This is a genomic window from Thermus composti (assembly GCF_014647535.1).
Classification (GTDB): domain Bacteria; phylum Deinococcota; class Deinococci; order Deinococcales; family Thermaceae; genus Thermus; species Thermus composti.
This window is the reverse complement of sequence record NZ_BMPJ01000040.1, coordinates 1-10,689: the sequence shown is the minus strand read 5'-3', so window position 1 is coordinate 10,689 and position 10,689 is coordinate 1. Positions and strand designations below refer to the sequence as shown.

The following is a 10,689-nucleotide window of genomic DNA, read 5'->3' as shown; positions in this document are numbered from 1 at the left end:
TGTATTTACCCAAGCCCCCTTCTTTATTGGCGTGTCAATGGATATGCGGGTGAATATCCGAAAGGGGGGGAGGATTTTATGGTAAAGGTTGAGGTTTTGGGGATGATCCTTGCCGGGGGGCAGGGGAGCCGCCTCTACCCCCTCACCGCCAAGCGGGCCAAGCCCGCCGTGCCCTTCGGGGCCAAGTACCGCATCATTGACTTCGTCCTCAACAACTTCGTGAACTCCGGGATCTACGCCATCTACGTCCTCACCCAGTACAAGGCCCAGTCCCTCACCGAGCACATCCAGCGCTACTGGCGCTTCGGGGCCTTTTTGGAGGACCACTTTATCCTCCTGGTCCCCGCCCAGATGTACCGCTACGAGGAACTGGGGCCCGTCTGGTACCGGGGCACCGCCGACGCCATCTACCAAAACCTGCACCTGGTGCAAAACCATGCCCCGGAGGCGGTGGCCATCTTCGGGGGGGACCACATCTTCAAGATGAATGTCCGCCACATGGTGGAGTACCACTACGAGAAGCGGGCGGACATCACCATCGCCGCCTACCCCGTCCCCGTGGAGGAGGCGAGCCGTTTCGGGGTCGTGCAGGTGGACGAGGAGTGGCGGATCACCGAGTTCCAGGAGAAGCCCAAGGCGCCCAAGCCCCTCCCCCACAAGCCCCACCTGGCCCTGGCCTCTATGGGCAACTACATCTTCCGCACCGAGGCCCTTTTTGAGCTTCTGGAGGCGGACGCCAAGGACGAAACGAGCTCCCACGACTTCGGCAAGGACGTGATCCCGAGGGCCCTCAAGGAGGGGTACAGGGTCTACGCCTACGATTTCCACCGCAACCCCATCCCCGGTCAGGAGGGCCCCAACCTCTACTGGCGGGACGTGGGGACCCTGGATGCCTACTACGAGGCCAGCATGGACCTGGTGAAGGTGGTCCCCGAGTTTGACCTCTTCAACCCCGAGTGGCCCCTCCGCACCGCCAACCTCTTCAGCCCCCCGGCCAAGTTCGTCCACGAGACGGGGGAGAGGGTGGGCCGCGCCCTGAATAGCCTCCTGGCGGGGGGGGGCATCGTGAGCGGGGGGACGGTGCGGGAGTCGGTCCTCTTCCGGAGGGTGCGGGTGAACTCCTATAGCCTGGTGGAGCGTTCCGTCCTCTTTGACGACGTGGAGGTGGGCCGCTACTGCCGCATTAAAAACGCCATCATAGACAAGAACGTGAAGATCCCGCCCCACACCGAGATCGGCTACGACCTCGAGGCCGACCGGGCCCGGGGCTTCACCGTGACCCCGGAAGGGGTGGTGGTGGTCCCCAAGGGGTACCGCTTCTAGCCATGGAGAAGCACCCCGGCAAGCTCTTCTACCGCCTCTCCCGCCTCACGCCAAGGGACGAGCTTCCCCTGAAGCGCCGGCCCAAGGCCAAGGTCTACGCCAACCCCCTGGAGACCCAGGCCCTTCCCCCTTTGCGCCTCGAGGGGGGTCCCCCCCTCTTCCGCGCCCTGGCCCACCTAAGGCCCGCCCTCCCCGAGGTGGGGGCGGCCCTCACCCTCTTGGACCTCTCCCAGCTCCTTCTGCCCCTGGCGGAGCGGGAGAACCTAAGGGGCTTCCCCTCCGCCGGGGAGGCCTACCCCCTGGAGGCCTACTTGGTGGCCCTCCGGGTGGAGGGGGTCTTCCCCGGGGTCTACCACTACTTCCCCAAGGAGCACCAGCTTTTCCAGATCGGAAGCCGCGCCGACCCCGGCCCCTGGGCCGAGGCCCTTTTGGGCCTCTCCTTGGAAAAGGCGGCGGCCCTTCTGGTCCTCACCCTGGTCCCCGAGAGGAGCGAGGCCCTTTTCGGGCTCAGGGGGTACCGCTACGCCCTCCTCGAGGCGGGCTACGCCGCGGGGCTGGTGCTCCTTGCCGCCGTCGGCTTGGGCCTTGCCGCTTACCCGGCGGAGACCTTTTATGATGAGGCCGTGGCCCGGCTTCTGGGATTGCCCGAGGGAGAGCACCCCGGGGTGGTATTGGTTCTAGGGCGTTAGACGGGCGTTATGGTGTGGATTCTCTTGGTGGAGGACGATCCCCAGGTGGGGGAGCTGGTGAAGCGCTTCCTGGAAAGGGAGGGGTTTGGGGTGGTTTGGGTCCGCACCGGCCGGGAGGCTTTGGCCCTAGAGGTGCGGCCCGACCTGGTGGTTTTGGACCGGGGCCTACCCGACCTCGAGGGGCTCGAGGTGCTCAAGGCCCTGAGGGAGCTAGACCCCCTTTTGCCCGTCCTCCTCCTCACGGGGCGGGCTGACGAGGAGAGCCGGGTGGAAGGCCTCCTGGAAGGGGCGGACGATTACCTGGGCAAGCCCTTTTCCCTTAAAGAGTTCCTTGCCCGCATCAAGGCCCTCCTCCGCCGGGCGGGGAAGGAGGGGAGGCGGCGGTTTGGGCCCTTGGAGCTGGATCTAGAGGGGAGAAAGGCCTACCTGGAAGGGGAGCTCCTCCACCTTTCCCCCACGGAGATGAACCTTCTCCTCACCCTGGTCCAGGCCCCGGGCCGGGTCTTTTCCCGGATGGAGCTTTTGGAAAGGGTCTGGGGCCCGGAGTTTGCGGGCTCGGAGCGGGTGGTGGACGCCTACGTGCGCCTCCTCCGCAAGAAGCTCAAGGACGATCCCCTCTCCCCCCGGTTCATAGAGACCGTGGTGGGGGTGGGGTACCGGTTTCTGGGGGAGTAGGATGGAGTGGGTCTTCGTCTACGGCACCCTGAAGCGGGGGAAAAGGAACCACGGCCTGGTGGCGGGTAGCGTGCGGAAGTGCCTTCCCGGCTTTGTGGAGGGGTTTCACCTCTACCACCTCCCCCCTGGCCATGGCCGCCCCTACGCCTACCCCGGCATGGTGCCCGGGGAGGGGCAGGTCTGGGGCGAGGCGCTTTTGCTTCCCCCTTCCCTTCTTCTCCTTCTGGACGAGCTGGAGGACGAGGGGGAGGAGTACCGGCGGGTGCGGGTGCGGGTAAAGACCGAGGAAGGCTTCTTGGAGGCCTGGGCCTACGTGTACCTGGGGCCCCTGGAGGGGGCCCTCTTCCTTCCCGGGGGGGTCTGGGAGGGATGATGCGGGTCCTCCACGTGGCCCCCGAGGCCTACCCCCTGGTGAAGGTGGGGGGGCTTGCCGACGTGGTGGGGGCCTTGCCCAAGGCCATGGGGCCTTTGGGGGTGGAGGCTTCCGTTCTCCTCCCCTGGCACCGGGGGCTTTCCGCCCGGGGGGTGGGGGAGGTGGTTTTCACCTTCGCCGGGCGGGAGGAGAGGGCCCCCTTGGGGGAGCGGGTGGAGGGGGGGGTGCGGTTTCTCCTTCTCGGGGTGGAGGGGTTTGACCGGGAAAGGGTCTACGGCTACCCCGACGACGCCGAGCGCTACCTGCGCTTCGTCCTGGCGGCCAAGGAGGTGGCCAAAGGCTTTGACCTGGTCCACGCCCACGACTGGACGGCGGCCCTCCTCGCCCTCTTCGCCCCCACGGTCTACACCATCCACAACCTGGCCCACCAGGGCCTTTTGGACCCGGCCCCCTTCTTCCACTGGACGGGGCTTCCCTGGACGCTCTTCCACATGGAGGCTTTGGAGTTCTACGGGAAGGTAAACTTGATGAAGGGGGGGATCGTCTTCGCCCGCCAGGTCACCACGGTGAGCCCCTCCTACGCCGAGGAGATCAAGACCCCCGAGTTCGGCATGGGCCTGGACGGGGTCTTGCGGAGGCACGCGGAGAAACTTGTGGGCATCCTGAACGGCCTGGACACCGAGGTCTTTGACCCCGGCAAAGACCCCTACCTCCCCGCCCCCTACTCCCTAAAGGACCCCTCGGGGAAGGCCCGGGCCAAGGAGGCCTTCCGGCAGAGGACGGGGCTTAGGCCCCCGGTCCTCGCCTACATCGGCCGCCTGGACCCCCAGAAGGGCCTGGACCTGGTCCTGAAGGCCCTTCCCCGCCTCTTGGAGCTTGGCTTTAGCCTCTACGTCCAGGGGGTGGGGGAGGAGGGGTTTAGGCAGGCCTTCCTTCGGGCGGAAGAGGAACACCCGGGCCGGGTCCGCTTTCTCCCGGCCTACGACGAGGCCCTGGCCCGCCTGGCCTACGCCGGGGCGGAGGCGGTCTTGGTGCCGAGCCGCTTTGAGCCCTGCGGCCTGGTGCAGATGATCGCAAGCCGCTACGGCACCCCTCCCGTGGCCCGGGCGGTGGGGGGGCTCAAGGACACGGTGGAGGACGGGAGGACCGGGGTCCTCTTTGAGACCTACCACCCCGAGGGGCTTCTTTACGGCGTGCTCCGCCTTTTCCGCCTTGGGGCGGAGGCCTTGGGCCTGGCCGGCATGGCCAAGGACTTCTCCTGGGAGGCTTCGGCCAGGGCCTACCTCGAGGTCTACCGCCGGGCCTTAGGATAGGGGGGATGGTGGCGGAGCTGAAGGCCCGGGCCCTGGCGGGGGACGAGGAGGCTAAGGCCCTTTTGGCCTTCCTCGCCTTCCTCCGGGCCAAGGACTACGCCGGGGCCCGGTCCTACGCCGAGGGCTTCCCCGAGGGGGAGAAAGAGCGGCTTCTTCGGGGGCTCGCCCTTCTGGAAGAAGACCCCGAGGCCTTAGACGACCCCCTCTTCGCCGCGGAGAAGGAGGTGCTCTTGGGGGTGAAGGCGGTGGGGGAGGGGAGGCGGGAGGCGGCGGAGGCCCACTTCCAAAGGGCCCTGGAGCTGGACCCCGAGCACCACCGGGCCCTCATCAACCTGGGGACCCTCCACCTGGAGCGGGGGGAGCTGGAGGCGGCCTTGGAGTTCTACCAGAAGGCCCTCAGGCTTGCCCCCGAGGACCCCCTCCTCCACGAGAACCTGGCGGCCCTCTACAAGCGGAAGGGGGACCTGGACAAGATGGTGGCCCACCTGAAGCGGGCCACCCGCCTCAAGATGGCCCCGCCCCCCTCCTTAGACCCCCTCACAGGCAAGCCCAGGCGCCGCTTCCGCCTGCCCCTTTGGGCCTGGCTTCTCCTTCTCGCCCTCCTCGCCTACCTCTTCCTCCATAAGCCTTAGGGCCCGGTCCAGGGCCTCTAAGGAGCGGCCCTCGCCCAAAAGCCTCCGCCAAACCCTTCCTTTGGGCCTTCCCCGGAAGAGGTTGAGCATGTGCCGGAGGACCGCCCAAGGGGGCGTGCCCTTCAGGACCTCTTCCTCCAGGTAGGCCCGCATCCTCCGGGCCACCTCGAGGCGGCTTGGCTTGCGGGGAAGCCCATAGACCTTCCGGTCCGCCTCCTCTAGGACGAAGGGGTCCTCGTAGACCGCCCGCCCCAGCATGGCCCCGTCCACCCGCTTTAGGTGGAAGAGGGCCTCCTCGAGGCTCCTTATCCCCCCGTTGGTGACGAAGGTGAGCTGGGGGAAGTCCTCTTTGAGCCGGTGGACCCATTCGTGGCGCAAGGGGGGGATTTTGCGGTTCGCCTCCGTGGAGAGGGCAAGGAGGGCGCTCCTGGCGTGGACGAGGAAGACCCTGACCCCCACCTCCGCCATGGCCTCCACGCTTGCGGCAAGCCCCCGGTAGGTTTCCCGCCCCTCGAGGCCCAGCCGCATCTTCACCGTCACGGGGACGCGGACGGCCTCCCCCATGGCCTTCAGGATCTCCCGCACCCGCCCGAGGTCCGCGAGGAGGCAGGCCCCGTACCCTCCTTCCTGGGCCTTCTCCGAGGGGCAGCCCAGGTTCAGGTTGATCTCGTCGTAGCCGAAGGCCTCCCCGATCCGCGCCGCCTCCGCCAGGGTCTCGGGGTCCCGGCCCGCAAGCTGGAGGGCGATGGGGTGCTCCTCGGGGCGGAAGGCGAGGAGGCGCTCCCGGTTGCCCTTTAGCACCGCCTGGTCCACGGTCATCTCCGTGTAGAGCCTGACCCCTTGGCTTATCTGCCGCACCATAAAGCGGAAGTGCCGGTCGGTGCGGTCCACCATGGGGGCCACCGCCAGGCGGAAGTCAGCCACCCAAGACCTCCTCGGGGGAGAGGGGCTTGGGCTCGCGGAAGGCGATCGCCTCCCACTCCCCTTCCTCCACCACCTCGAGGCCCGGGTTCTGGGCCTTCAGGCGGGCCACCACCCCTTGGACCAGGTCCTCGGGGGTGCTGGCGGCGGAGGTGATCCCCAGGCTTTCCACCCCTTCCAGCCACTCGGGCCTAAGCTCCTCGGGGCGCTCCAGCCGGTAGGCCCGGCCCACCAGGCTTTGGGCGAGCTCCAAGAGGCGCATCCCGTTGGAAGAGTGGGGGCTTGTGAGGACCAGGAAGGCGTCCACCTTGGGGGCGATCCGCTTCACCGCCTCCTGGCGGTTCTGGGTGGCGTAGCAGAGGTCCTTGCGGGAGGGGACCACCAGCTTGGGGAAGCGCTTTTTGAGGATCTCTATGGTGGCCAGGGTGTCGTCCACGCTCAAGGTGGTCTGGGTGAGGACCACCACCCGATCGGGGTCGGGGACCTCCACGGTGCGGGGGTCGGCCAGGCGGGGGTCCTTGCCCACGTGGGTGTGCACCGCCACCAGGATGGTCCTCTCCGGGGCCTCCCCGTAGGTGCCCTTGATCTCCTGGTGGTCGGCGGAGTCCCCGATGAGGAGGATCCAGTAGCCTTCCTGGGCGTAGCGCCTGGCCTCGGTGTGAACCTTGGTCACCAGGGGGCAGGTGGCGTCCAGGATGGTGAGGCCCATCGCCGCCGCCTGCCTGCGGACGGCGGGGGGGTGGCCGTGGGCGGAGAAGACCAGGGTGCCCGCAAGCCGCCTTTCCCGCCTTAGGCGCTCCACCTCCGAGAGGTCCTCCACGAAGTGGACCCCCTTGGCCCTTAGGCGCTCCACCACCACCCGGTTGTGGACGATCTCGTGGTAGACCACGAGCTCCCCCTTATCCTTAAGGGCCTCCGCCCAGCGCTCCACCGCCTCTATGGCCATGACCACCCCGGCGCAAAAGCCCCGGGGTCGGACCAGGTAGAGGCGCTTGAGTCCCCCGTCCATGCCCCCCATTCTAGGGGGAAGCCCCCTCTTCCTCTGTGGCCTGGAGAAGCCGGGCCGCCACCTCCCGGGCGAAGGGGGTCTTGGCCCGCTGGAGGGCTTTCCTGGCGGTCTCCTTCCCCTTCCCCCCAGGGCGGAAAACCTCCTGGGCCAGGGCCAAAAGGGCGAGGGCGGCGGCGGGGAAGGGGAGGCCCTCCCTTTCCAAAAGGCCGAGGCCCTCCCCGTAGCGGTGAAGGGCGGTGCGGGCGTCGCCCTCCAGGAGGGCTTGGCTTCCCGCAAAGAAGGCCCGGGCCACCCGCAAAAGGCCTTCCCCCTCCGGGGGGGCCTCCTGGGCCTTTGCGGAAAGGTGGGCGGCCTCCACCAGCCGCTCCAGGGCCAGGGCTTGCTCCTCGGGGGAGAGGAGGGGGTAGGCCCGGGCGAGGAGGGGGGCGAACCAGGAAAGCCGCAAGGGGCGGAGGAGGCGGAAGGTCTCCCCCTGGACCTCCAAGGCACCCTCCAGGGCCTTGAGGTAGGGGGCGAGGACGGGAAACCGGGCCCGCACCTCCTCCCGCTTGGCCTCGCCCCTTAGGGCCAGGAAAAAGAGGAAGGCCTCTAATCCTTCCACGCCTCCACTTCCTTGTACTGCACCAAGGCGGCGAAGAGGGGAGAGGGCCCCCCGGCCACGGCGAACCGCACCTCCACCAGGACCACGTCCTCGGGGAGGTTTTCCACGAAGCGGTTGAGCCGCTCCTCGAGGATATCGGGATCGTTGGCGGTGATCACCCGGAAGCGCACCCCTTGCATGGCCCCATTATGCCCTGCGCTCCACCAGGGCCAGGAGAAGGCGGAGGAGGTGGGCGCGGGCCTCGGGGTGGGGAAGGCCTTCCAAGAGGGGCCGGAGGCGGGCAAGCCCCTCCTCGGCGAGGCTTCGGGCCACCGCCTTGGCCCAGGGGAGGGCCGAGGAGGCCCGGATCCTTTCCCAAAGCCAAAGGACCTCCCCTTCGGGTTTTTCCCCCCGGGGAAGGCGAAGGAGGGCCTCGGCCCGCTCCCTCTCGGCGGGGGAGGCTTCCTGGAGGAAGCGGATCAGGATCAGGGTGCGCTTGCCCTCGTAGAGGTCCCCGGCCCTTTCCTTGCCGTAGGCCTCGTCCCCCTCCAGGTTGAGAACGTCGTCCACGATCTGGAAGGCCACGCCCAGCTTAAGCCCCCCCTCCTCGTAGGCCTGGGGAGGTTCCTGCCCGGCGAGGAGGGCCCCTAGGCGCAAGGGGGCCACGGCGGTGTAGTAGGCGGCCTTGTGGGCCACCATGTGGAGGTAGTCCTCGGGGGTTAGGTCCAGGCGGCCCTCGAGGGTCCAGAGGAGGTCCAGGTGCTGCCCGTAGGCGGTGCGGCGCACCACCTGGTAAAACTCCTCGAGGACTTTTGTGCCCCAAAGCCCCCGGGCTAGGCCCCGGAGGAGGAGCCCCCACATCTCCCCGTGGAGGGCGTCTCCGGCGTTTAGGGCCAAGGGCATGGGGTAGAGGCGGTGGAGGGCGGGCTTACCCCGCCTTTCCAGGGAGCCGTCCTCTATGTCGTCGTGGATGAGGACCCAGTTCTGGAAAAGCTCCAAGGCCACCCCCGCTTCCAGCCCCGCCTCCTCGCCCGCCCCGTGGGCCAAGGCGCTGTAGTAGGTGAGAAGGCCCCGAAGCCCTTTCCCGCCCCGCCTGGGGTAGTCCTGGAGGAGGGCTTGGTAGGGGGGGTCGGGGTGCTCCAGGTGGCCTAGGAGCCTTTTTTGCAGCTCTTCTCGCACCGCTTCGGGCGAGCCCATGCTATACACTTTAGGCCATGCGCGGCTACGCCTTGGGCCTTCTCGCCCTTAACCTCTTGACCCTGCTTTGGGGAAGCACCTTCGTGGTGGTGAAGGGGGCGGTGGAGGGGATGGACCCGAGCCTTCTTATTTTCCTCCGCTTCCTGGTGGCCACCCTTTTCTTCCTGCCCTGGCTTTCGCGCCTGCCCAGGGGGGCCTTGGGGCCGGGGATGGAGCTCGCCTTCTGGCTCTTCCTGGGCTACGCTAGCCAGACCCTGGGGCTCGCCCACACCTCGGCGAGCCGGAGCGCCTTCATCACCGCCCTGAGCGTGATCCTCGTCCCCCTTCTCCTGAGGCTTGCCGGCAGAAAGGTGGGCCCGGCCTTCCTCGCGGCCTTCCTGGCCCTGGCCGGGGTGGGCCTCCTCTCCTACGACCCCTACCAGCCGCCCTTCAACGTGGGGGACCTTTGGACCTTCCTCACCGCCTTGGCCTACGCCCTTTACATCGTGCGCCTCGAGGTGCACGCCAAGGCTTTCCCCTCCCTTCCCCTAACGGCGGTCCAGGTGCTGGGCACCGCTCTTCTGGCCCTTCCTTGGGCCTGGGCCGAGGGGATGGACCTTGGGCGGGTGGACTGGGGGGCGGTCCTTTACCTGGGGGTGGTCACCACCGCCCTCACCACCTGGCTCCAGACCTGGGGGCAAAGGTACGTCCCCGCTCCCCAGGCGGCCATCCTCTACACCCTGGAGCCGGTCTGGGCCACCTTTTTCGCCTACCTGGTCCTAGGGGAGCGCTTAAGCCCCTCGGGGCTTCTGGGGGCTTTTCTGGTGGTCTTTTCCACCCTCCTCGCTATCCGCCGATCCCCAGCATGACCCGCTTGCGCAGGGTGGGGAGGGTGTTGCCGAAGGCGGGTTTGCGGTTGGTGGCGATGAGGATGGCGTCAATGAGGGCCTCCACGGGGTTTTCCGCGGCGAAGGCCCAGGCGATGTCCATCTCCAAATCGGTGAGGAGGCAGGGCCTGAGCTTCTTGTCGGCGGTGAGGCGGAGCCTGGAGCAGTGGGAGCAGAAAGGCTCGGTCACCGGGTTGATGAAGCCCACGGTGCCCTGGGCCCCGGGAATCCGGAAGACCCGGGCCGGGGAGGAGGGGTCGTGGGGGACGGGCTCCAAGGGGCCATAAACCGCCTCAATGCGGGCGCGGGTTTCCCCCCCCGGCACAAAGCGGCGGCGGTAGGCCTCGGGGTCGGAGTTGTCCAGGTGCATGTACTCAATGAAGCGCACGTGGAGGGGCCTTTCCAGGGAGAGGGCGGCTAAAGGCACCACCTCCTCCTCGTTCATCCCCCGGATCACCACGGCGTTGAGCTTCACCGGGTGGAGGTTAAGCTCCAGGGCTTTTTCTATGGCCTCGAGGACCCTTTCCACCTTCCCCCCTCGGGTGATGCGGGCGAAGACCTCGGGGGTAATGGCGTCCAAGGAGATGTTCACCCGGTTGAGGCCCGCCTCCACCAGCTCCTTGGCCCGCTTGGCGAAGAGGAGGCCGTTGGTGGTGATGGCCACGTCCTCAATGCCTTCCTTCGCCCGGGCCTTGGCGATCATCTCGGGAAGCTCCTTGCGCACCAAAGGCTCCCCCCCGGTGAAGCGCACGGCGGAAAGCCCAAGAAGGGAGGCGGCCTCCAGGAAGTGGTCCACGTCCTCCACGGTCAGGGTCCCCGGGGGGTCTTTCATCTCCAGGCCCAAGGGGTGGCAGTAGAGGCAGTGGAGGTTGCACCGGGGGGTCACGGAGATGCGGAGATCCTTGAGGACGCGCCCGTAGTTATCCAGGAGCTTCATTGGGCCTCCTTAGGGGCGACTATACCACGCTTCCTCGAGGCCCACAAGGCCTTGGCTTGCTCCCATAAGCCGCGGGAGGGCCTAGCAAAACAAAACCCCCCCTAGGCTTTAGGCCCAGGGGGGGCAGGTTTGGAGCGGGAGACGGGACTTGAACCCGCGACCCCGACCTTGGCA

Annotated in this window: 13 protein-coding genes; 7 read left to right on the top strand and 6 right to left on the bottom strand. The window is 67.6% G+C overall.

Going from position 1 to position 10,689, the window contains the following annotated elements; genetic code table 11:
• Positions 1-78 precede the first annotated feature (78 nt).
• Genes glgC through IEX93_RS11810 form a run of 6 tightly spaced genes read left to right on the top strand, consistent with a single transcriptional unit; the run spans position 79 to position 5,005 of the window.
• Positions 79-1,323 (top strand): glucose-1-phosphate adenylyltransferase, encoded by a 1,245-nt coding sequence (gene glgC, locus IEX93_RS10830; protein ID WP_188848208.1) that lies wholly within the window; start codon positions 79-81, stop codon positions 1,321-1,323.
• 2 nt (positions 1,324-1,325) lie between these two features.
• Positions 1,326-2,012, top strand: coding sequence for a SagB/ThcOx family dehydrogenase (locus tag IEX93_RS10825; protein WP_188848207.1), 687 nt, complete (start codon positions 1,326-1,328; stop codon positions 2,010-2,012).
• Between the two features lie 9 nt (positions 2,013-2,021).
• Positions 2,022-2,687, top strand: coding sequence for a response regulator transcription factor (locus tag IEX93_RS10820; RefSeq protein WP_188848206.1), 666 nt, complete (start codon positions 2,022-2,024; stop codon positions 2,685-2,687).
• A 1-nt stretch (position 2,688) separates the two neighbouring features.
• Positions 2,689-3,060 carry a gamma-glutamylcyclotransferase family protein gene (locus IEX93_RS10815; protein ID WP_188848205.1) on the top strand — a complete coding sequence of 124 codons (372 nt, stop codon included), beginning with the start codon at positions 2,689-2,691 and terminating at the stop codon, positions 3,058-3,060.
• Positions 3,060-4,373 carry a glycogen synthase gene (locus tag IEX93_RS10810; RefSeq protein WP_188848204.1) on the top strand — a complete coding sequence of 438 codons (1,314 nt, stop codon included), beginning with the start codon at positions 3,060-3,062 and terminating at the stop codon, positions 4,371-4,373. Before IEX93_RS10815 ends, IEX93_RS10810 begins: the two co-directional genes overlap by 1 nt.
• Before the next feature lie 5 nt (positions 4,374-4,378).
• Positions 4,379-5,005 carry a tetratricopeptide repeat protein gene (locus IEX93_RS11810; protein ID WP_268239091.1) on the top strand — a complete coding sequence of 209 codons (627 nt, stop codon included), beginning with the start codon at positions 4,379-4,381 and terminating at the stop codon, positions 5,003-5,005.
• Here the strand turns inward: IEX93_RS11810 and dusA are convergent.
• Genes dusA through IEX93_RS10780 form a run of 5 tightly spaced genes read right to left on the bottom strand, consistent with a single transcriptional unit; the run spans position 4,901 to position 8,712 of the window.
• Positions 4,901-5,929, bottom strand: coding sequence for a tRNA dihydrouridine(20/20a) synthase DusA (gene dusA / locus IEX93_RS10800; RefSeq protein ID WP_188848203.1), 1,029 nt, complete (start codon positions 5,927-5,929; stop codon positions 4,901-4,903). The two genes, IEX93_RS11810 and dusA, sit on opposite strands and share 105 nt — an antisense overlap.
• The gene (gene ispH, locus IEX93_RS10795) at positions 5,922-6,944 is read right to left on the bottom strand and encodes a 4-hydroxy-3-methylbut-2-enyl diphosphate reductase (protein WP_188848202.1); all 1,023 of its coding nucleotides are present in this window, start codon (positions 6,942-6,944) and stop codon (positions 5,922-5,924) included. The genes dusA and ispH overlap by 8 nt, the downstream gene beginning before the upstream one ends.
• Position 6,945: 1 nt before the next feature.
• Positions 6,946-7,536 carry a hypothetical protein gene (locus IEX93_RS10790; protein ID WP_188848201.1) on the bottom strand — a complete coding sequence of 197 codons (591 nt, stop codon included), beginning with the start codon at positions 7,534-7,536 and terminating at the stop codon, positions 6,946-6,948.
• Positions 7,524-7,715 carry a hypothetical protein gene (locus tag IEX93_RS10785; protein WP_188848200.1) on the bottom strand — a complete coding sequence of 64 codons (192 nt, stop codon included), beginning with the start codon at positions 7,713-7,715 and terminating at the stop codon, positions 7,524-7,526. Before IEX93_RS10785 ends, IEX93_RS10790 begins: the two co-directional genes overlap by 13 nt.
• A gap of 7 nt (positions 7,716-7,722) precedes the next feature.
• Positions 7,723-8,712: a polyprenyl synthetase family protein gene (locus IEX93_RS10780; RefSeq protein WP_188848199.1), complete on the bottom strand. Its 990-nt coding sequence runs from the start codon at positions 8,710-8,712 to the stop codon at positions 7,723-7,725.
• A gap of 17 nt (positions 8,713-8,729) precedes the next feature.
• Between IEX93_RS10780 and IEX93_RS10775 the strand changes: the two genes are divergently transcribed.
• Positions 8,730-9,560 carry a DMT family transporter gene (locus IEX93_RS10775; RefSeq protein ID WP_188848198.1) on the top strand — a complete coding sequence of 277 codons (831 nt, stop codon included), beginning with the start codon at positions 8,730-8,732 and terminating at the stop codon, positions 9,558-9,560.
• Here the strand turns inward: IEX93_RS10775 and moaA are convergent.
• Positions 9,538-10,515, bottom strand: coding sequence for a GTP 3',8-cyclase MoaA (gene moaA / locus IEX93_RS10770; protein WP_188848197.1), 978 nt, complete (start codon positions 10,513-10,515; stop codon positions 9,538-9,540). The genes IEX93_RS10775 and moaA overlap by 23 nt on opposite strands.
• Positions 10,516-10,689: the final 174 nt, after the last annotated feature.